General features: G+C 66.4%; 15 protein-coding genes. 9 read left to right on the plus strand and 6 right to left on the minus strand.

The genetic code is table 11. The features are described from left to right. Positions 1 to 9: 9 nt before the first annotated feature. Together VN634_22085 and VN634_22090 are read right to left on the minus strand one after the other, a co-directional pair. A complete protein-coding gene (locus VN634_22085; GenBank protein HXC53593.1) occupies positions 10 to 2,340 on the minus strand; it encodes a DUF6077 domain-containing protein in 2,331 nt (776 codons plus the stop codon). A 6-nt stretch (positions 2,341 to 2,346) separates the two neighbouring features. Further along, the gene (locus VN634_22090) at positions 2,347 to 3,351 is read right to left on the minus strand and encodes an LLM class flavin-dependent oxidoreductase (protein ID HXC53594.1); all 1,005 of its coding nucleotides are present in this window, start codon (positions 3,349 to 3,351) and stop codon (positions 2,347 to 2,349) included. Positions 3,352 to 3,623: 272 nt separating this feature from the next. Here VN634_22090 and VN634_22095 point away from each other — a divergent pair, with 272 nt between their 5' ends. Genes VN634_22095 through VN634_22110 form a run of 4 tightly spaced genes read left to right on the plus strand, consistent with a single transcriptional unit; the run spans position 3,624 to position 7,214 of the window. Beyond that, on the plus strand, positions 3,624 to 4,253 hold the full coding sequence (locus VN634_22095) for a thermonuclease family protein (GenBank protein ID HXC53595.1): 630 nt from the start codon (positions 3,624 to 3,626) through the stop codon (positions 4,251 to 4,253). 5 nt (positions 4,254 to 4,258) lie between these two features. After that, positions 4,259 to 5,020: an enoyl-CoA hydratase/isomerase family protein gene (locus tag VN634_22100; protein ID HXC53596.1), complete on the plus strand. Its 762-nt coding sequence runs from the start codon at positions 4,259 to 4,261 to the stop codon at positions 5,018 to 5,020. A 15-nt stretch (positions 5,021 to 5,035) separates the two neighbouring features. Further along, the gene (locus tag VN634_22105) at positions 5,036 to 5,905 is read left to right on the plus strand and encodes an NAD(P)-dependent oxidoreductase (protein HXC53597.1); all 870 of its coding nucleotides are present in this window, start codon (positions 5,036 to 5,038) and stop codon (positions 5,903 to 5,905) included. Positions 5,906 to 5,960: 55 nt separating this feature from the next. Beyond that, a complete protein-coding gene (locus tag VN634_22110; GenBank protein ID HXC53598.1) occupies positions 5,961 to 7,214 on the plus strand; it encodes an NnrS family protein in 1,254 nt (417 codons plus the stop codon). A gap of 39 nt (positions 7,215 to 7,253) precedes the next feature. On the opposite strand, the gene VN634_22115 is transcribed toward VN634_22110, so the two are convergent. The 4 genes from VN634_22115 to nirB form a co-directional block, all read right to left on the minus strand. Further along, entirely contained in the window at positions 7,254 to 7,664 is a 411-nt protein-coding gene (locus tag VN634_22115) for a hypothetical protein (protein ID HXC53599.1), read from the minus strand. A 124-nt stretch (positions 7,665 to 7,788) separates the two neighbouring features. Beyond that, positions 7,789 to 10,473 carry a molybdopterin-dependent oxidoreductase gene (locus VN634_22120; GenBank protein ID HXC53600.1) on the minus strand — a complete coding sequence of 895 codons (2,685 nt, stop codon included), beginning with the start codon at positions 10,471 to 10,473 and terminating at the stop codon, positions 7,789 to 7,791. Continuing rightward, positions 10,470 to 12,080, minus strand: coding sequence for a nitrite reductase small subunit NirD (nirD, locus tag VN634_22125; GenBank protein ID HXC53601.1), 1,611 nt, complete (start codon positions 12,078 to 12,080; stop codon positions 10,470 to 10,472). The genes VN634_22120 and nirD overlap by 4 nt, the downstream gene beginning before the upstream one ends. Beyond that, positions 12,077 to 14,659, minus strand: a complete 2,583-nt coding sequence (gene nirB, locus VN634_22130; GenBank protein HXC53602.1) for a nitrite reductase large subunit NirB — start codon at positions 14,657 to 14,659, stop codon at positions 12,077 to 12,079. Before nirB ends, nirD begins: the two co-directional genes overlap by 4 nt. Positions 14,660 to 15,154: 495 nt before the next feature. Between nirB and VN634_22135 the strand changes: the two genes are divergently transcribed. The 5 genes from VN634_22135 (at position 15,155) to VN634_22155 (ending at position 21,838) form a co-directional block, all read left to right on the plus strand. Continuing rightward, positions 15,155 to 15,742 carry an ANTAR domain-containing protein gene (locus tag VN634_22135; protein ID HXC53603.1) on the plus strand — a complete coding sequence of 196 codons (588 nt, stop codon included), beginning with the start codon at positions 15,155 to 15,157 and terminating at the stop codon, positions 15,740 to 15,742. Continuing rightward, the gene (locus VN634_22140; protein ID HXC53604.1) at positions 15,739 to 17,007 is read left to right on the plus strand and encodes a CmpA/NrtA family ABC transporter substrate-binding protein; all 1,269 of its coding nucleotides are present in this window, start codon (positions 15,739 to 15,741) and stop codon (positions 17,005 to 17,007) included. The genes VN634_22135 and VN634_22140 overlap by 4 nt, the downstream gene beginning before the upstream one ends. A 338-nt stretch (positions 17,008 to 17,345) precedes the next feature. Continuing rightward, the gene (locus VN634_22145; GenBank protein HXC53605.1) at positions 17,346 to 18,482 is read left to right on the plus strand and encodes an ABC transporter permease; all 1,137 of its coding nucleotides are present in this window, start codon (positions 17,346 to 17,348) and stop codon (positions 18,480 to 18,482) included. 3 nt (positions 18,483 to 18,485) lie between these two features. Beyond that, the gene (locus tag VN634_22150; GenBank protein ID HXC53606.1) at positions 18,486 to 20,243 is read left to right on the plus strand and encodes an ABC transporter ATP-binding protein; all 1,758 of its coding nucleotides are present in this window, start codon (positions 18,486 to 18,488) and stop codon (positions 20,241 to 20,243) included. A gap of 50 nt (positions 20,244 to 20,293) precedes the next feature. Further along, positions 20,294 to 21,838 (plus strand): alginate export family protein, encoded by a 1,545-nt coding sequence (locus VN634_22155; protein ID HXC53607.1) that lies wholly within the window; start codon positions 20,294 to 20,296, stop codon positions 21,836 to 21,838. Position 21,839 lies beyond the last annotated feature (1 nt).

Below are 21,839 nucleotides of genomic sequence, written 5' to 3' on the forward strand. Positions count from 1 at the left end.
TCGGGTTTGTTACGGAACCGCAGCGCCGGTCGCATCGCCGACGGTGGCAGCAAGCTCGACCAGAACCGGCCTCACGAACGGCAGGAACGAAGACTCGATCTTCACGTCGAGCGCGTCGGTCCCGCCGGAAACCGGAGACGAGAGAGGCGGCATCCGCAGCACGATCTCATCGTCACCGGAAAGTCGTACGGTCGACCGGCTCTCGAGAGCGGTGTCCGGCCGCCGCACCTCGATGCGGATCTCGTCGACGGAGCGCCCGGTCCTGGCCTCGATGCGCAGCACGATGTCGCGCCGGTCCCGAAGCGCGTCCGAAAGCGCAATCCGGCAGTGCACGACGGGAGGCGCGGCCGACCACAGGTCGCGGCGCGCGCGAAGCGGCGGCGGCTGGCACTCTGCGCGCGCGACGGTCGTCGTCTGCGTGATGCCGGCGGCCCGGGCGAGAGCGGGCGGCGTGCGGGGCTCGCGAGCCGACGGGTCGATCTCGCACAGCGAGTAGCCGGTGGTTTCGAGCAGCCTGCTGCGGCAGCGCGGCATCGCGTCTTTGCGACGCGGATCGAAGATCGCGTGCGTCGGTGCGACGGCCGCCGCAGCGGCCAGTGCCTGCGCATCGTCGTCGCCGGCAAGCAGTGCGGCACGTGCGCGCAGCCGTGCTTCGCCGCGCTCGCGGGATCCCGAAAACACGATCGTCGAACGGTCGAGCCCGGCGACGACTCGCCGGGCCGTCAGTGCGGGCAGGCGCTCGGCAAGCTCCGGCGCGGCAACCACGAGAGCGTCGAGCGGCAGCGTGCGAACGGCATGCACGAGCAGATGAAACGGTGTGGCGCGCGGTTCGGCGACGCGCCCGCGAATTTCACCGAGCCGGTCGCGCGCACCGGCTGCCGCGACCGGCAGTCCGAGCGCAACGAGAAGCAGCGTCGCGGCAATCTCGCCGCGTGAAAACCGGCTCGCGAGCGAGTCAGCGGTCAGTGCGACGAGCGGCGCGACCGGCAGCAGCCACAGCACGCGGTAGACCATCCACGGCGGAATGACGGCTCCGGCGAGCGACGGAAGCGGCGGAACGAACGCAATTGCGAGCGGCAGCGTCGTCGCGATCAGAAGCAGCGAGCGCGGAGCGTCGCGAATCGGGATGCGTGCACGATCGCGCTGCGGCCGAAGCAGCACGATCGGCACGCCGGCAAGCGCGAGCAGCATCAGCGGGTGCAGCAGCAGGCGCGGGCTGACGACGAATCCGCCCGAGCGCCCTGCGACCGGGAATTCGATCAACCGGCCCCGTCCTTCGTGAACTCGCACGACCGGATGTCCGGGTTCGGACAGTTCGGCCCCGATGTCCGCAAGCCGCTCGCGAACGATGAGGCCGGAAACCGCCGGCGCAATGGCAATCACGCCGAGAAGTGCGCCTGCTGCGAGCATGCGTTGCCGCCGTTCGGGTTGCGCGCCCACAACCACAGCCGCAGGCAGCAGGATCACGAGCACGAACGCGTACGCGAGGGCATGCACGGCAGCAGTGGCTACCGCTGCCACTGCAAGCAGGACCCAGCCGCTGCGATCCGGATCGCGTACGATGCGAAGAAACGCCGCGCTGCACAGCGGCAGCAGTGCCGCTGCCGCGAGCACCTTGTCTTCGCCGGCGCGAGCCAGGACCGGGACGACCGAGCCGCTCCACAGGAGCATCGTGGCGATCACGCTCAGTCGTGCGCGCCGTCCGCTGCCGAACAACTCGCCGGCAAGCGCGAACGCCGCCGAGCACGACGCGAGAACCACGAGAACCGGGGCGCATCTCTCGTAAAGGAACACCGGATCGACGCCGGACATGCGCGACCACAGCGCAAGCCCGAACAGCCACGGATGAACGCCGAAGCGCGCGAACGACTGACCGGTTGCTAGAAACGGCTCGGCCAGCGAGAGCACCGGCGCCTCGAGCCACGACCGGACGTAGGCGAGGTACCACCAGCGGTCCACGCTGCCGAGCGGCGCGAAGACGACCGCGGCGATCACCGCAGCAATCAGCAGAAGCGCGAGAACGACCTGGACTGCCGGTGACGATCGCGTCGCAGAATCCACTGTCGCGGCTGCGGGCCGCGTCGCCGGTACGAGCCAGCGCAGCAACAGCGCGAGCGGCGCGGTAACCGCTGCCACACAAAGCGGTGCCGCATCAATGGACGATCCGAGCGCAAGACAGGCTGCGAAGGCAGCGGTCAGCATGACGAGCGACGCAGCGAACGCGTATGCCAATCGCTCGCTCGCGGGCAGCCGTATCCGCGCTGACGCAAGCACGGCCGCACCCGGCGCGACGAAGATCGCGAGCCCGGAGACGATGATCGCGATCGCAGAAGCGATCACGAGCGGTCAGGCCGCCGGCGCCATGAGCTTGAGGTACATCGAGCAGATCTCGGGCCCCATGTCGGTCGGAAGCCCGAGGATCGGCAGATCCATTCCGGCGCGCCGCCATTCGGACAGGCGCGTCCGGCAGAAGCCGGGCTCGCCCGCGATCACCAGCGCATCGAGCAGCTCCTGCGAGACGGCGGCTGCAGCTTCCGGCCGCTGTTTGGCCACGTAGAGATCGCGCACGACGTCGCAGTTCTCGCGATAGCCCATGCGCGAAAGCATCTCGTGGTAGTAGACGCCCATTCCGCCGATGTAGAACGAGATGATGCCGCGCGCCGAATGGTAGCTCATCTCCTTGTCGGGCATCGGAATCACCGTCGTGAACGGCGCGACCGAAATGTCGTCGACGCTTCGGCCGCTCTTCGCTGCTCCTTCCGCGAGGACGGCGATGCCTTTCTCGAGCTGCTGATACGGCCAGAACGTCGGCATCCAGCCGTCGGCGAGCTCGCCGACCATGCGGATCGCCTTGTCATTGAGGCATGCGCAATAGATCGGGATGCGCTCGCGCACCGGCGTCATCGCGAGCTGGAAATGCCGGAACTCCCACAGGTCGGCTCCGGCTTCGTTCAGCCGCTGTCCGGAGATCAGGCACTGGATCACCTTGATGTACTGCCGCATGCGCGTCAGCGGCTTGTCGTACGGAATGCCGTGAAATCCTTCGATGACCTTCTCGCCCGACGTGCCGAGCCCGAGAATCACGCGCCCTTCGGAGATCTCGTCGAGCGTCGCAGCGTGCATCGCCAGCAGACCGGGCGAACGGCTGAAGACGTTGACGATCCCGGTTGCGAGCTTGATGCGTCTGGTGTGACACGCGATCTCGGTCAGCAGGCCGAAGGCCTCGTAGCCCCAGGCTTCGGGAATCCAGAACGATTCGTAACCGAGCTCGTCGGCCTCCTGCGCATGGCGCAGCACCTGCTTGCGATTGAAGTTTTTCCAGAAGGCGACGATGCCTGATCGTTCGGTCACCCTGTTCTCCTTGCGAGCGGACCCCGCGGCGATTTTACGAAGAAAGCCGGCAGGCATCGGCGCGGCTTGCGGTCGGCGCGGCACAGATCCGGCCGCACTTAAGAAAGACGGGTCGCGCGAGTCAAATGCCGCGCCGCCGAACCCAGGCCCGCACGATGCATGCTTGCGCCGCCGCGAGATGCCTGCGGCCGCGAGACTTCCTTCGATCGCAGGATCGGCATAGAGCACGTGCCGGAAGACCGGGACGCTCCCGGCTCTCGTACCGGGGCATCGTGAACAATCGTCGAAGCAGTCGTTCGTTCCTGCGCTCGCTGACTGGCAGCGGCGGTCTTCTTCGCGGGCCGCTCGCAAGAACTGCTGTGTTCATCGCAGCCGCCGTGCTCACGGTCGCTGCCGGACGCTGGACGACGGCGGATACCGGGCGAGTTGCCGGGCCGCACCGCGGCGTCGTTCCGGCCGGCGTTTCCGGAAAAGCACGCGTCGTCGACGGCGATACGATCGAAGTCGGCGGCGTACGGATTCGTCTGTTCGGGATCGACGCTCCGGAGCTTCACCAGTCGTGCAGGCGGCCCGGCGGGGAACGTTATGCGTGCGGCGATTTCGCTCGCGGCGCCCTCGTCGCCGCAATCGGAGGTCAGGCGGTGTCGTGCTCGCGGCGAGATGTCGACAAATACGGCCGCATGGTCGGCGTCTGCACCGGTTCTTCCGGCGATCTCGCCGGGAATGTCGTCACGCGCGGAGCCGCCATGGCGTATCGTCACTACAGCCTCGACTACGTTGACGAAGAAGAGCGGGCACGCCGGGACCATACCGGCATCTGGCAGGGGTCGTTCGAGGCTCCGTGGGAATTTCGGCACAACGAGCCGGCGAAGCATGCGTCGCCGGCGAAGCGTACGTACTGATAGCGATGTCGACCATCCGGACAATCCCGCTCGTCGACGATGCCGTGCTGCTGACGCTCGCCAGGCCTCCTGCCAATGCGATCGATGAGCACCTGCTGATCGACCTGCACGCGACGCTCGTCTCGTTGCGGACCGACGACTCGGTTCGCGCCGTGGTCATCACCGGAAGCGGTGCGTTCTTCAGTGCCGGGTTCGATTTCTCCGCGCCCCGTCGCGATGACGAGATCGCGCTCGACCTGTACCGGCGCTATCGCGACTGTCACCTCGCGCTGCTGACGATGCCGAAGCCCACGATTGCGTGGATCAACGGCCATGCGATTGCAGGAGGCTTCGTGATCGCGCTCGCGTGCGACCACCGGATCGCGGCCGGTGGCGACTATCGAATCGGCATGAACGAGGTTGCCGTGGGCGCGTCGTTTCCGCGCACGGCCATGGAGATCGTTCGCCTGCGGCTCACCCATGCGCAGGCCAGCGAGCTGGTTCTCGGCGCACAGCTTTTTCCGTCCTCGAAAGCGGTCGCGCTAGGCCTTGCGCACGAGATCGTTGCACGTGAATCGATCGAGACGCACGTTCGCGCTCTCGCCGGACGCCTCGCTGCATTTCCGTGCGATGCCTACGCGCGAACCAAGCAGGCGCTCGTCGCCGACGCCGAGAGACGCATCCTCGCCGAGACCGACAGCGAAGCGGTCGCGACGATGTCGGTCTGGATCTCCGACGAAAGCCGCGCGGCGCGCCGGCGCCAGCGCGAAAAACTCAACGTCCGGTAGACAAAGGAGAGACCCATGAGCCTTTCGGGAAAAACGCTGTTCATCACCGGTGCCAGCCGCGGGATCGGCCTCGCGATCGGCCTGCGCGCCGCGCGCGACGGCGCCAACGTTGCCATTGCGGCCAAAACCGCCGAGCCGCATCCGAAGCTCGAAGGCACGATCTATACGGCCGCGAAAGAGATCGAGGATGCCGGCGGAAAGGCTCTTCCGTTGATCGTCGACGTGCGCGACGAGTCGAGCGTCCAGGCGGCGGTGGACAAAACCGTCGCGACGTTCGGCGGCATCGACATCTGCATCAACAACGCATCGGCCATACAGCTGACCGGCACGCTCGAAACCGACATGAAGCGTTACGACCTGATGCACCAGATCAACACGCGCGGCACGTACGTGACGTCGAAAGCCTGCATTCCGCACCTCAAGCGCGCGTCCAATCCGCACGTCCTCAATCTGTCGCCGCCGCTCGACATGAAGCCGCGCTGGTTCGGCGGTCACGTGGCGTACACGATGGCCAAGTACGGCATGTCGATGTGCGTGCTCGGCATGGCCGAGGAGTTCAAGGACGACGGAATCGCGTTCAATGCGCTGTGGCCGCGCACGGGAATCGCGACGGCGGCAATCCGCAATGCGCTGGCGGGCGACGAAGGCATGCGCGCGTGCCGCACCACCGACATCATGGCCGACGCGGCGCACTGGATCTTCACGCAGCCGGCCCGGCTGACGACCGGCAACTTCTACATCGACGACGTGCTGCTGTACGCCGCCGGCGAGCGCGACTTCGACAAATACCGCGTCGATCCGACGAGGGAGCTGATGCGCGACTTCTTCGTCCCTGACGACTGCGCGCTTCCGCCGGGTGTATCGCTGGCGCCGGCGCGGACGTGAACCCGGACGAATCGAACTTGAGAAGGGCACGGAGTCCCGGCTCGAGACGCTTGACGTGAGCACCGGCGCTGACGCCCCGGCGATTCCAGCCGGCGTCGTGACCGAAAACGCGGCGATGAAGAGCGCGCCGTTCTGGCGGCGCGAGCCGTACGCCGTGTTCTTCCCGCTCGGCATCCTGCTTTCGTGGGCCGGCGTCGGCCGGTGGATCGAGTTCGTGCTGTCCGGACGGAGCGAAGACTACGTTGCCGTCTACATTTTCCACAGCATGACGCAGATCGAAGGCTTCCTGCTCTCGTTCGCGCTCGGATTCCTGTTCACGATGATTCCGCGCCGCAGCGGCACCTGGCCTCCATCCGTCATCGAGATGGCCATCGGCATCGCTGCTCCGCTGGCTACGGCCGTTGCCGCCGCGAACGGACAATGGGCGCTCTCGCAAGCCGGGTGGATGGCAGCCTGCGTCCTGCTCGTCCAGTTCGTCGTGCGGCGATTCGCATCGGCTGCGGCGCGCCGGCGTCCGCCCGCGAGCTTCGTGTGGATCCCCGTCGCGCTCCTGCTCGGCCTCGCCGGCTCCGTCATGACGGGCGTGGGAGGGGCGCTCGGTGCGTCGTGGATGTGGCTTCACAACCTCGGGCAGCAGTTCGTGCTGCAGGGCGTTTTCATCGCGCTCGTGCTCGGCGTGGGCGGACTTGCGCTGCCGCTGATGACCCGCGGCGTCGCGCCGCCGGACGCGTCATTGTCTCCGAGGGACCTGCGCGGGATCTTCGGGCACGTGCTCGCAGCCGTGCTCGTGGTCGCGAGTTTCTTTGTCCAACTGAACGTATCGGTTCGCGCTGGCTGCGCTCTCCGTGCTGCGGTCATCGCGGCTGTGCTCGTTCTCGGTGCGGAACTGTGGCGGCTGCCGACGCGTGCGGGGCTCAATCGCCGCGTGATCTGGCTGGCGGCGTGGTGCCTGCCGGCGGGCTTCGCATTCGCGTCGATCTATCCGCAGTACTACCAGGCCGGAATCCACATCAGTTTCATCTCCGGCTTCGCGATGCTGACGCTCGGCGTGAGCACGCACGTGATCCTCGGACATGGAGACCGCAGCGATCTGCTGAACGGACAGCCGTGGCAGGTGGCGGCCATTCTCGGCCTGATGATCGCCGCAACGGTTTGTCGTGTCGCAACCACGGTCGACATGGTTCACCGCAACGCGTGGATGGTCACGGCAGCGATGTTCTTTCTGGCGGCGACCGGCGTCTGGACGGTGCTGCTGGTGCCGGTGCTGCGCACGCGCGCGAAAGGATCGGCAGGAACAGGCTTGCCTTGAGCGCTTCGTCGCGGGGCGCATTCGCCGCAACGATCGCAATCACTCCGCTTTCTTCGGCACCAGCTTCATCGTGTACGGGTGATTGAAGTAGTGGATGAAGAGGTCGCTCGAATATTTCTGCGCCATCGCGGCAGCTACGCGCTCGGCCATCTCCGGAGTGTTGACCATCTCGATGTTGTCGAACTGCTGGCCGGCGATCTTGATCGACGTCAGCGGTTTGGTCCTGCTGCAGTCGACACGGCCTGCTGCTCGCGATCCGAGGCGCACCCACGCATCGCCGTCGAGCACGACCACCCAGACGTACGACCAGTACTCGCCTTCGTCGGGACAGTCGGTGCGGAACTGCAGCGTCTCCTCGTCCGTCCATTTTTCCGGTGTCCATTCGGCAGCGTGCGCGAATGTCGCGGCAAACATGAGGAACGTAGCGGCAAACAGGCTGGCAAGTTTCATGGAACCTCCGTCGTGCGCGCGCGCAACGCTGGCGGACGACGGAAAACGTTTATGCGTCCTGCCGTGACGCGGCAAGAGGCGGCACGTGCAGCCAAGGGCGAGGCCGATCACTCGAAAGCAGGGATCAGGCGGCGCGGCTTCGATTGGCGAGGATCACGCCGAGCAGCGTGCGGATCTCGGGGACGCAGGATCCGCAGTTGGTGCCGGCCCTGGTGCAACTGCCGACCTCTTCCGGCGTCTGCAGTCCGTGCCGGTCGATCGCTTCGTCGATCGCCGAGCGGCGCACGTTAAAGCACGAGCAGATGATCGGGCTGTTGTCGGTCGCTCCGGCAAGCGGCCTTCCGGCCAGTAACGCCATGCGATCGTTCTCGTCGAGCGCGGGTTTTGCGAGCAGGCCGGCAATCCAGTCGCGTGACGGCATTTGCGCACGACGCGACAGGAAAACGCACGCGGCAATCCGGTCATCGCGGACGATGGCCGCCCGATAGATTCCAGCGCCTTCGTCGGCGTACTCGAGAAGGTCCGCGCGGCCCGGCTGCACGTTGAGGAGCAGACGTCCGCGTGCGGCGAGATCCTGCTCCGGCCGCAGGCCCGCGAGCTCGAAGCGCACGAATCCGTCGCCGCAGACCCTGGTCCACAGCTCGGCATCCGGAACTTTCTGCGTGGTGCGTCCGAACAGCACGCCGTGCCAGGCCGGCACGACCCGTTCGATCGCTGCGGGCGTATGCTTGAGCTCGGGCTCGCCCGACGCGGGATCGACGGCCGGATTGACGAGCGCACCGACGCGGCCTGAAGCGCAATTCGCGTCGCTCCAGTGCATCGGTGCGAACAACATTCCGCGCGGCATCTCACCGCTGGTTCGCGAGCGCAGGACGGCCGCCCCCCACGCGGTCGTCACCTTGACGAAGTCGCCGTCGTCGAGCCGGATTGTCGCGGCGTCATCGGGGTGGAGATCCACGTACGGCTCCGGCATGTGATCGGAAAGACGCGGCGAGGTGCCGGTGCGCGTCATCGTGTGCCACTGGTCGCGGATGCGTCCGGTGTTCAGGACGAACGGGAAACGCATGCACGTCTCGTGCGACGGACGCCGCGGCGTCGTCGGAACCAGATGCGCGCAGCCGCTCGGATGAAAAAATGCTCCATGTTCGGCCAGTCGCGCCGTTCCGCGATGACCGCGCTCGGGTACAGGCCACTGGATCGGCTCGAGCGATTCGTACTCCTCCGCCGACAGTCCGGCCAGGCCGCCGATATCGAATGCACGCGCGCCGTCGTTGCCAGCGGACGACAGTCGCGCATGCTCGTCGAAGATCTCGTGGACCGATTCGAACGCGAACGCGTCGGCATAACCCATGCGCTCGGCAACCCTGCTCAGGATCCACCAGTCCGGCCTGGCTTCGCCGGGCGGATTCAGGAACGCGCGTTGTCGCGAGATGCGGCGCTCGGAGTTCGTCGTGGTACCGTCGCGCTCGCCCCACGCGGCAGCCGGTAGCAGCACGTCAGCAAGCACGGCCGTATCGGTGTCCGCCGCGCAGTCGGAAACCACGACGAAGTCGCAGCTCGCGATTGCATCGCGCACGCGATCGGCCGCCGGGAGGCTGACGGCAGGATTGGTCGCGACGATCCACAGCGCCTTGATGCGTCCCTCGCGCACCGCTTCGAACAGGTCGACCGCCTTGAGTCCCGGTCGCGACGCGATGCGAGGGCTCTTCCAGAACTCCTGCACGATGCGCCGGTGTCCCGGGTCGTCGAGCGACATGTGCGCCGCGAGCATGTTCGCCATGCCGCCGACTTCACGGCCGCCCATCGCGTTCGGCTGTCCGGTCAACGAGAACGGACCCATGCCCGGTTTGCCGATGCGACCGGTCAGCAGATGGCAGTTGACGATGCTCGTGACTTTGTCGGATCCGGACGACGACTGGTTGACGCCTTGCGAGAACGCCGTCACGACGCGCGCGGTCGCGGCGAACATGCGGTAGAACTCTTCGAGGTCGGAGACCGCGAGACCGCAGGCGGCTGCGACGACGGCCGAGGATCTTGCGCTCTCTCGCGCCGCGGCAACCGCTTCGACTGCACCGATCGTGTGCTCTTCGAGGAAGTCGTAGTCGCGGCAGCCTTCGCGATCGAGCCAAGCCAGCAGCCCGTTGAACAATTCCACGTCGCTGCCGGCGCGGATCGCAAGATGCAGGTCGGCGATGCCGGCGGTTGGCGTCTGCCTCGGGTCGATGACGACGATGCGCATGTCGGGTCGCCGCTGGCGCGCGTCCTCGAGCCGGCGGAACAGCACGGGATGGCACCACGCCAGGTTCGAACCGACGAGCACGACGAGATCGGCAAGATCGAAATCCTCGTAACAGCCCGGAACGATGTCTTCGCCGAACGCCCTCTGGTGGCCGACGACCGACGACGACATGCAAAGCCGCGAGTTCGTGTCGATGTTGGCCGAGCCGATGAATCCCTTCATCAGCTTGTTGAAGACGTAGTAGTCCTCGGTCAGGAGCTGCCCGGATACGTAGAAAGCGACCGAGTCCGGGCCGTGCTTTGCGATCGTATCGCGAAACCGGTGTGCGACGAGCTCGAGAGCTTCGTCCCAGCCGGTATCGCGCCCGTGGACTCGCGGACGAAGAAGACGTCCGCCATGGCCGAGCGTTTCGGCGAGAGCTGCGCCTTTCGAACACAGCAGCCCGCCGTTGGCCGGATGTGCGGCGTCGCCGGCGATCGTCGTATTGCCGTCAGCGGTGGTCGCGACGATCCCGCAGCCGACGCCGCAGTACGCGCACGTCGTGCGCACCGGAGTCGGCTGCTCGCTCATCGGGCTCCCGCGTTCGCCTGGGCCTCGCCGAACAGCAGCGCTTCGCGAATCGACGCCACGTCGCGGCCGTCGCGCATCATCTCGCAGTACCACGCGCCGTCGCTGACGTCGCCGTAGAGCAGCGCTCCCTGCATGCGGTTGTCGCGAAGCACGAGCCGCTTGTAGATCCCGCGCGCCGGATCCTTGAGCACGATCGATTCGGCGCCGCTGCCGCCGCGCACGTCTCCCGCAGAGAAGACGCTGACGCCGGTGACCTTGAGCTGCGCCGGCGCAAGCGGCGAGCGGTAGCGCGAGACGCCGAGCTCGGCGAGATGCGTCGCGCACACGCGCGCCTGTTCCCACAGCGGAGCCACGAGGCCGAACGTCACGCGCCGATGCTGTACGCATTCGCCGATCGCGTAGACGCGCGGATCGAACGTCTGCATCGTGTCGTCGACCAGAATGCCGCGTCCGCATTGCAGCTCGGCCGCGGCGGCAAGAGCGATGTTCGGCCGGATTCCGAGCGCAGTCACGACGAGATCCGCGCGAAGCTCGCTGCCATCGTCCAGCATCACGCTTGCCGCGCGGCCTTCGCTGTTCGAGCCGAACCCGAGCGTCCGTGTGCCGGTCCGGCAGGCGATGCCGCGCTGCTCGAGCGATTCGCGCAGCAGCCGGCCGGCCTCCGGGTCGAGCTGGCGGTTCATCAGCGTGTCGGAGCGGTGCACGATCGTGACAGTCATGCCGCGCTGGAGAAGCCCCGAGGCCGCTTCGACTCCGAGCATTCCGCCGCCGATCACGACCGCGTGACCGCCGCCGCCGGCCACGCGCAGCATCTCTTCGACGTCGTCTACCGTGCGGAAGCGGATCACTCCGGGCAGGTCACTGCCGGGTACGTCGAGCTCGACCGGAACCGAGCCCGTAGCGAGCACGAGCCGATCGTATTCGCAGCGCACGCCGCCGGCCGATTCGACGACGCGGCGTACGCGGTCGATGCGCGTAACCGGATCGCCGGCGTGCAGTGTAATTCCCCGGCTCTGGTACCAGGCGCGGTCGTGTCCGGCGATGTCGTCGAACGTCTTGTCGCCGCCGAGCACGCTCGAGAGCAGCACGCGGTTGTATCCGCCGCGCGGCTCGGCGCCGAAGACGGTGATCTCGTAGCGATTGGGTGCGAGCGCGAGCAGCTCCTCGAGCGCGCGCATTCCCGCCATGCCGTTGCCGACCAGAACGAGCCGCCGTTTCCTCAGCGGGATCGGCGCGCGCACGACCTTGCGCTCGACCATCACCCGCCCTTCGATGAGGCGCACCCGGTGTGTTGCGACCGCGACGTCCGGATTCTCGAGGCAGCGTCCCGTCGCGAGGTTGAAGTGCTGCTTGTACAGCGGCGATGCCACGACGAGCTCACCGCCGATGTCTCCGACGATGCCGCGCGACAGCACGTTGGCCCCGCCGATCGGATCGGCGTTGTCGATGGCGTAGACGCCGGACGTCGTGTGGAAGATCGCGATCTGGCGGCCATCGACGAGGGCGCAGACGCCGGAATCCGGCAGGATGTCGTCGAGCGCGCAGACGTCGCGCCATGTGGTGGCCGCCGGTGCGGGCGTTGCCAGCTTTGCCGTCGCGGTTCTCATGAATTCCCCCCGATATGCTCGAGCCGCTCTTGTTGCGTGGCCGGCCGGATCTGACCGCGCTCCTCGACGAACAGCACGTCGGGATCCTTGCGGTCGTCGTTGACGAAATGGCGGAAGCGGCGAAGCGTGGCCGGATCCTCGACGGCCTTCTTCCATTCGCACTCGTAGCTCGCGACGACCGAGGCCATGTCGGCCTCGAGCTCGCTCGCGATGCCGAGCGAGTCTTCGCAGACGACCGCCTTCAGGTAGTCGAGGCCGCCTTCGAGATGCTCGAGCCACGTGGCGGTGCGCTGCAGCCTTTCGGCCGTGCGCACGTAGAACATCAGGAAGCGGTCGATGAAGCGGACGAGCGTGGCCTCATCGAGGCCCGTCGCGAGCAGGTCGGCGTGACGCGGCTTCATGCCGCCGTTGCCGCCCACGTACAGGTTCCAGCCGTTCTCGGTTGCGATGACGCCAACGTCCTTGCTCTGCGCTTCCGCGCATTCGCGCGTGCAGCCGGACACGGCGAGCTTGATCTTGTGCGGCGCGCGCAGGCCCTTGTAACGATCCTCGAGCCGGATCGCGAGACCCACGCTGTCCTGCACGCCGTAGCGGCACCACGTCGAGCCGACGCACGATTTGACCGTGCGCAGCGCCTTTCCGTATGCGTGGCCGGACTCGAAACCGGCAGCGATCAGCTCCTCCCAGATGAGCGGGAGCTGATGCAGATGCGCGCCGAGAAGATCGATGCGCTGTCCGCCGGTGATCTTCGTGTACAGCCTGTACTTGCGCGCGACCTCGCCGATCGCGATCAGCTTTTCCGGCGTGATCTCTCCGCCCGGAACGCGCGGCACCACCGAATACGTGCCGTCTTTCTGCATGTTGGCCAGGTAGCGGTCGTTGGTGTCCTGCAGCGGGGTGCGATCCGGCGACAGCACGAACTCGTTCCAGCACGACGCGAGGATCGACGCGACGGCGGGTTTGCAGATGTCGCAGCCGCGGCCGCGGCCGTGCTTCGCAATCAGCGTGTCGAAGTCGCGGATGTTGCCGCTGCGCACGAGATGGAAGACCTGCTGGCGCGAGAACGGGATGTGCTCGCAAAGCCTGCGATCGATCGCGACGCCGCGCCTGGCCATCTCGGCGTTGAGGATCTGCGTGACCAGCGACGTGCATCCGCCGCACGAGGTTCCGGCCTTGGTCGCCGATTTGACGGCGCCGAGGGTCGAGCAGCCGCCCGAGATCGCTGCGCAGATCGCGCCTTTGCTCACGTTGTTGCACGAGCAGATCTGCGCCGCGTCGGGCAGCTCGGCCTTCGATGCAGCAGGAGCGCCGTCGCGCGCCGGCACGATCAGCGCTTCCGGCCCGTCCGGGATCGCGCTTCCGCTCTGGACGAGGTGCAGCAGCGAGCCGTAATCGTCGGTATCGCCGACGAGGATCGCTCCGAGCAGGCGGCTGCCGTCTTCGCTGACGACGATCTTCTTGTACGAATCGCTTCTGCCGTCGACGAACGACCAGCAGCGCGCTCCGGGAGTCGCAGCGTGTGCGTCGCCGAGCGACGCGACTCCGACGCCGAGCAGCTTGAGCTTGGTGCTCATGTCGGCGCCCGCGAACTCCGCATCATCCTCGCCCGTTGCGCTTTGGTGGTTGCGGCGGCCGATGTCGGCGGCTGCCACGCGGGCCATCTCGTAGCCGGGTGCGACCAGGCCGAACGTCTTTCCTTGCCAGACGGCGCATTCGCCGATCGCATAGATCGCCGGATCGCTCGTCCGGCAGCGGCCGTCGATCGCGATTCCGCCGCGGGCGCCGACCTCGAGACCGCATGCGCGGGCGAGCTCGTCGCGAGGGCGAATGCCGGCCGACCAGACCACTACGTCGACGTCGAGCGCGCTCCCGCCGGCGAACTGCATCCGGTGCGGATGCGTGTCGCTGCCGGCAATTTCGAGGGTGTTCTTCCCGGTGTGGACCGTGACGCCGAGGCTCTCGATCTTGCGCCGCAGCAGGCTTCCGCCCGCGTCGTCGACCTGGACGGCCATCAGGCGCGGAGCGAATTCGACGACGTGGGTTTCGAGGCCGAGATCGTGAAGCGCCTTGGCCGCTTCGAGCCCGAGCAGGCCGCCACCGACTACCGCACCGCGTGCTGCGCGCTCATTCGCCGACGCCCTCGCAGCACATGCGGCATTGCGGATGGCCTCGAGGTCTTCGATCGTGCGGTAGACGAAGCAGCCTTCGCGGTCGCGGCCCGGCACCGGCGGAACGAACGGAGCCGAGCCGGTCGCGAGCACGAGCACGGCCCACGCGACTTCGCGGCCGGCGGCCGTGCGCACGACGCTCGCGTCGCGGTCGATCGAGACGACCCGGTCGTCGAGCTCGAGCGTGATCGCGTGCTTTTCGAAGAACCCCGGCTCGACCATCGAGAGGTCGCCCGCGGTCTTTCCGGAAAACAGCGACGTCAGCTGCACGCGATCGTATGCGGCGCGCGGCTCTTCGGTGAAGACGGAAATCGCGAGGCCGGGCGCTGCCGCGACGATGGTTTCGAGAAACCGCTGGCCCACCATGCCGTTGCCTACGACGACGAGTCCGGCAGTGCTTCGCGTTTCCATCCAATGATTCCTCGACCCAAAAAAAACGCTGCCGACAAGGCGGACCATCCTTTCGGATGGATCCGGTTGTCGGCAGCGCTGCCCTTCGGACCCCACACTAGGCCCGTTCCATTCGTGCCGGCGGAGATGAACCGGCACTCGGCGGCTGTAACTGCAACGCACGTGCCACGACTGCCGCGTCAGGCAGCTCGCAAAAACACCGTTGGAAACGCTCGAATTGCGAAATCCGCGGCTTGGGGAAGACGAGACGAGATGCACAAGCGTCGAGCATCGCGTCGCATCTGCACGCAATTCGGGCATCGCCCGGGCTCTTCAGACCCGTCCGTCAGCCATCACGCCGGTATCGGTCCCGGGTGCGAACCGCGTGCGAATTGTCGCTCGCGATGCCTCGCGGCGCCCATCGATAGGCCGGCGCACGGCCGATGGCATGGACGTTGCTCAGCACCCGGCGAGGCCTGTTTTGTATTTCCGCTGCACAGATCCGCACGAGACCGGATGACCGAGCCGTCGCTGCGCATTCTCGTCGTGGATCCCGACAGCATCCGGGCATCCATCGTCGAGGACGGTCTGCGCGAGGCGGGCTACGAGAACGTCACGATCATCCGTGAGATGGACAACCTCCTGCGACGCATCGTCGACGTCGATCCGGAGGTCATCTTCATCGATCTCGAAAACCCCAACCGCGACGTGCTCGAACAGATGTTCCAGGTCTCGCGCTGCGTCCACCGCCCGATCGCGATGTTCGTCGACGAATCCGACAGCGGCATGATCGAGGCCGCCGTCGACGCCGGCGTCGGTGCGTACGTCGTCGACGGGCTGCGCAAGGAAAGGATCCGCTCGATTCTCGACACGGCGGTCAGCCGCTTCAATGCATTCAGCAAGCTTCGTGACGAGCTCGACCGCACGCGCCAGGCGCTCGAGGAACGCAAGCTCGTCGAGCGCGCCAAGGGAATCCTCATGAAAGCACGCGGCGTCGACGAGGCCGGCGCCTACGAGCTCATGCGCAAGGCCGCGATGAACGAAAACCGCCGGATTCCGGACGTGGCCCAGAGCGTCGTTACCGCGTCGAGGCTGCTGCGATGAGCGATCTCATGCCGGTGACGGTCGGCTTCATCCCGCTCGTCGACTGCGCGTTCCTCGCGGTCGCGCGCGAGAAAGGATTCGCTGCGGCCGAGGGAATCGACCTGACGCTGGTGCGGGAATCGTCGTGGGCGAGCATCCGCGACCGCCTGATCGTCGGCCATTTCGACGCCGCGCACCTGCTCGGTCCGATGACGGTGGCCTCCACGCTCGGGATTCGCCACGTCGCAGTTCCAATGATCGCGCCGTTCGCGCTCGGCCTCGGCGGCAACGCGGTCACGTTCTCGACGGCGCTGCGCGATGCGGTGTACAGAGAAGGCGCGCCGTCGGGCCTGCCGCCTCGCACGTCCGATGGATGGCGCCGCCGCGCGCTCGACGTCGGCGAGGCGCTGCGGCGCGTAGTCCGCCAGCGCGGCGCGCTCGGGCTCGAACCGCTCACGTTCGCCGTGGTTTTTCCGTTCTCGTGCCACAACTACACGCTTCGCTACTGGCTCGCCGCGGTCGGAATCGACCCCGATCGCGATGTCCGCATCGTCGTCATTCCGCCGCCGCTGCTCGCCGACTCGATGCGCGCCGGTTATGTGGACGGCTTCTGCGCCGGTGAGCCGTGGAACAGCGCCGCGGTGGCCGGCGGAGTCGGCAGCATCGAGTTTCCGACCACGGCGATCTGGCGTCAGTGCCCGGACAAGGTTCTCGGCTGCCGTTTCGACTGGGCAGAGCGTCGCACCGACGACCTCTTCGCGTTGATGCGAAGCCTCTACCGCGCTGCGGTCTGGTGCGACGAAGCCGGCAACCACGCCGAGCTGGCGCGCATCCTCGCCGAACCGAGCTATGTCGGCGCCGCGCCGGAGATGATCGAGCCGGCACTTTCCGGCGTCTTCACGCTTTCGGAGGCCATGCCCGTCGCCAAAGTCGACGACTTCCATATCTCGCTGCGCAACGCTGCGACGTTTCCGTGGACCAGTCATGCGCTCTGGTTTTATTCGCAGATGGTGCGCTGGGGACAGACGGTGTGGTCGGAAGCGGGCCTCGCACGCTCGGTCAGGACGTACCGTCCCGATCTGTACCGTCGTGCGCTCGCATCGGTTGATGTCGACATCCCTGCAACCGACTCGAAGATCGAAGGCGCAAGCAACTCGGAGATCGAGCTTCCTTCCTCCAGGGGCAGGCTTCGAATCGCTCCATGTGGTTTCCTCGACGATCGCATCTTCGATCCATCGGACGTTCGCGCATACGTCGATGGCTTCGAAGGCGACGAGCCGATCTGATTCGTCGCTCGCGCTGCACGGATTTCATGCAATGCCACGACTCGGGTGCACGGCGCGTGTGCACGCGCGGAAGTCAGCGTTGCCGCGTCGCGGCGTAAGTGTGCGCCACTCCTCATTCCACACACTTGCTGCACACCTTCCGATTCGATGGCACATGGGTTGCACTGTGCCGGCCAGGCCGACCGCGGACTGCGCGTGCTGCGCAAACCGCATGGACGGCCACGCGATCCCAACAGCGGGATCGCACGGCAGCGACGCCGACTCTCGCGCGCGACATCCTGGTTGTCGCCGCACGCGAAGGTCGGCGTCTTTTTTTTGGTGCACAGCCGGAGGCGAATGTGAGCGGACAGGTCGATATGAAGATTCTGATGCCGGTCGTGACCCACCATGAGGACGAGGAGGACGCCGAGATAGTGCCTGCTCCGCCCGCGCCTTTGCCGAGCGGCAGGCTTTCGCGTGCTCTGTCGATCGATTCGCTGCTTCGAGGCCTGACGATGGCAGGGCTCGGATTCGTCGTGCCGATGGTAAAGCTGCTGCGCGGCGAGGATCCGCGCGAACAGCTTCGCGAGCTCTGGCAGCTGGTCGGCGTGCCGCTGGTCGCCATCGGCGTTTTCCTGCTGCTGTGGAGCCGCTTGTCGGCTGGAGTCCAGACCAGCCTCGGGCAGATTCCCGGACCGGCTGCGGTTGCGCACCAGGCAGTCGTGTTGTGGGACGCGCACAAGGCCGGAAGAGCCGAAGCGGCCGCATTCTACGAGCACCAGGCGGTTCGCAATGCGGAAAAACTTGCCGCGGACCCCAAAGCCGAGGTCGTGGTCCGCAAGTACACCGGCCGGCCGACGTTCATCGACCAGATCTTTACCAGCCTGAAGACCGTGTTCGTCGGCTTCCTGCTGGCATCGATCGTCGCGATTCCGCTTGGCGTCGTCTGCGGGCTCAGCCCGACGATGAACGCCGCGTTCAACCCGCTGATCCAGCTGTTCAAGCCTGTCTCGCCGCTGGCGTGGCTGCCGATCGTCACGATGGTGGTCAGCGCCGTCTATGTGAGCGACAACCCGGCCTTCGAGAAATCATTCCTGAATTCGGCGATCACCGTGACGCTGTGCTCATTGTGGCCCACGGTGATCAACACGTCGCTCGGCGTCGCATCGATCGACCGCGACCTCATCAACGTGGCGCGCACGCTGCAGCTCGACTGGCGCACGCGGCTGTTCAAGCTCGTGCTGCCGTCGTCGCTGCCGCTGATCTTCACCGGCCTTCGCCTCTCGCTCGGCGTCGGCTGGATGGTCCTCATCGCCGCCGAGATGCTCGCGCAGAATCCGGGGCTCGGGAAGTTCGTCTGGGACGAATTCCAGAACGGCAGCTCGGATTCTCTGGCGCGCATCATGGTTGCCGTGCTGGCGATCGGCAGCATCGGCTTTCTGCTCGACCGCGTGATGATGACGATCCAGGGCCTGTTCAGCTACGAGAGGCGCTGAGCGATGGCACTGCTCGAGCTCGACGGCATCGCAAAGACCTACGTGCGCGGTTCGGTAACGACCGAGGTCCTCGCGGACATCCACCTTTCGATCGAAGACGGGGAGTTCCTGGCGATCGTCGGATTCTCCGGCAGCGGCAAGACCACGCTGATTTCGATGCTGGCCGGGCTGCTCGCGCCCGACGCGGGCGAAATCCGGCTGCGGGGAAGCAAGATCACCGGTGCAGGCCCGGATCGAGGCGTCGTCTTCCAGAGCTACTCGCTGTTTCCGTGGCTCACGGTGACCGGCAACGTTGCGCTCGCGGTCGATGCATGTTCGCCGGATCTTTCGCGCGGCGAGCGCGCGGCCGAGGTTCGCAAGTACGTCGAGCTGGTCGGGCTCGCGCACGCGTGCGACCGCCATCCGGCCGAGCTTTCGGGCGGCATGCGGCAACGTGTCGCGCTCGCCCGCGCGCTCGCCACGAGGCCGCAGATCCTGCTGCTCGACGAGCCGCTGTCGGCGCTCGACGCGCTGACGCGTGCCAACATGCAGGACGAGCTCGAACACATCCGCCGGCACCAGAAGCGCACGATTGTGCTCGTGACCAACGACGTCGACGAAGCGCTGCTGCTCGCGGACCGCATCGTCCCGCTGACGCCGGGGCCGGGTGCGACGCTCGGGCCGGAATTTCGCGTCGACATTGCGCGCCCGCGCGATCGCCGCGCCGTCAACCACGATCCGGCTTATCGAAAGCTTCGCGGCGAGATCACCGAATACCTGCTCGACCTCGCCGCTTCGCGCGCGGTGCCGCTGGACGATCAGCGCGAGGCTCCGACCGCCGTCCCGAAAAACCTGAGCAAGGTGAAGAGGCCCGCGCGGATGGTAACGACGAAGGATCTCTCGCCGCCGCGGCTTCCGTCGGAAGATGCCGGCGAACCTCTGCCGGCGGTGCTTCGCAATCTCGGCCGCAGCCACGTCCACGACAGCCGGCGGTTCGTCGAGTTCTCGCAGGTCACCAAGACCTATCCGACCAGGGACGGTCTGCTCACGGTCGTCGACCGGATCGATCTCGATGTCGCCAAAGGCGAGTTCATTTCGCTGATCGGACATTCGGGCTGCGGAAAGTCGACGCTGCTGTCGATGGCCGCCGGCCTTACCGACGTGACCGGCGGCGGAATCATCCTCGACGGCCGCGAGGTCGAGGCTGCCGGTCCGGATCGCGGAGTCGTCTTCCAGGCGCCGAACCTTCTTCCGTGGCTGACGTCGCGCGAGAACGTCGCGATCGGAGTAGATCGCGTCTATCCGCACGTTGCCGCTGCCGAGCGCCGCGACATCACCGAATATTATCTGTCGCGGGTAGGGCTGGCCGACGCGATGGATCGCAAGCCCGGCGAGCTTTCGAACGGAATGAAACAGCGTGTCGGTCTTGCGCGCGCGTTCGCATTATCTCCGAAGCTGCTGCTGCTCGACGAGCCGTTCGGCATGCTCGATGCGCTCACGCGCTGGGAGCTCCAGGAGCTGCTGATGGAGATCTGGACGCGCACGCGCGTGACGGCGATCTGCGTGACGCACGACATCGACGAGGCGATCCTGCTTGCCGACCGCGTGGTGATGATGACGAACGGTCCGCGTGCACAGATCGGAAAGATCATGGCCGTCGATCTTCCGAGGCCGCGAAGCCGCAAGACCGTCCTCGACCATCCCCGCTACTACGAGTATCGAGAAGAGCTCCTCACCTTCCTCGAGGAGTGTGTGCACAGCAGCGCTGCAGACGCGGCGTAATCAGGTTACGAAACCAGGGACACCCGAAGGCCGTTTACGGAGGACACGTCATGTCTGAAAAAAGGGGAATGAGCCGCGCGTTTGCGGCGCTTGCGATCGCACTGCCGCTTTCTGCAGGGATTGCCGCTGCCGCCGGGGAAACCCCGGCGGCGGCCGACGCACCGCACTCGGCGCTGTCGAAACTGAAGATTTCCGGTGCGTGGAGATTTCGTAACGAAGTCTGGGATTTCTTCGAGCCGTCGGGTGTTGCTGGGGCGAACAACACGTACGACTTCGTCGGCAGCGACCTGCGGCTTGCCGCGACCTGGACCGACGACTGGTTCGATGCGCTCGTCGAAGGGCAGGGCGTGTTCCTCGGGAATCTTCCCGATCATGCGACCGGCGGCCCCACGGAAGGACCGCTCGGACTCGGCGCGCTCTACCGCGCGAACAACGGCGACAACGAAAACGAAGGCGACGTGTATCTTCGCCAGGGTGCGCTCAAGCTGAAGAAGCTCGGCGTTCCGGGCCTGTGGGTCCGGGGCGGGCGCCTGTCGCTGTCCGAAGGCAAGGAGGCGATCTCTGCAGAGCCCACGCTCGCATGGCTTGCGAACATGCGCATCGCGGAGCGACTGATCGGCCCGTTCGATTTCACGTATGCCGGGCGCTCGTTCGATTCCGCGCAGGTCTCGTGGACGCACGATGCGTACAATGTGACCGCGTTCGGCGGCAAGCCGACGCAGGGTGGAGTGGCCATCGACGGAATGGACGAGATCGACGATATCGCCGTCGGCTATGCGTCGGTCAACCTTACGAGCCCGTCGTACGCGAAGAACACGGCGGCGCGCCTGTTCTACATCTACTACGAGGACGACCGGCCGGTCGACAACAAGCCGCTCGTGATGCTCGACAACCGGCCGCTTGCGATCCGGCAAGCCGACGTGAGCAACATCAGTATTCATACGATCGGCGGAGACGTGCTCCAGGTGGTGCCGACTCCGATCGGTCCCGTCGATCTGCTCGGATGGTTTGCCTACCAGGGCGGCGACTGGGGTTCGCTCGATCACAGCGCGTGGGCGTTCGCATTCGAGGCGGGTCTCCAGCCGTCGAAGCTCCCGTGGAAACCGTGGCTGCGCGCCGGCTTCGACATGGGCTCCGGCGACAACAACAACACCGACGGCGATCACGAAACGTTCTTCCAGATCCTGCCGACCGCGCGCGTCTATTCGTGGTCGACGTTCTACAACCTGATGAACAGCGAGGACGCTTTCGTGCAGGTCATCCTGCGGCCGAAAGCCGGCCTCGTGTGGCGAACCGATCTTCACGTCGTGAGGCTCAGCGACGATGACGATCTGTGGTACTTCGGCGGCGGCGCGGCACGCGAGCACAAGCAGCCGGGATTCGGTTTCGGCGGGCGCCCGTCGGACGGAAAGGACTCGCTGATGGAAGTTCTCGAGACGCAGGTCTCGTACAACTGGAACGATTACGTGGCGACGACGTTCTACTACGGCCACATGTTCGGCGAAGACGTCGTCGAGTCCGACTTCAGCGGGAAGTCGGCGAACTACGCGTTCATGGAGTTCACGCTGAAGCTGCCGCCGATGGGTCCGAACTAGC

This window comes from Candidatus Limnocylindrales bacterium (genome assembly GCA_035571835.1).
Taxonomy (GTDB): Bacteria; Desulfobacterota; Binatia; order UBA1149; family CAITLU01; genus DATNBU01.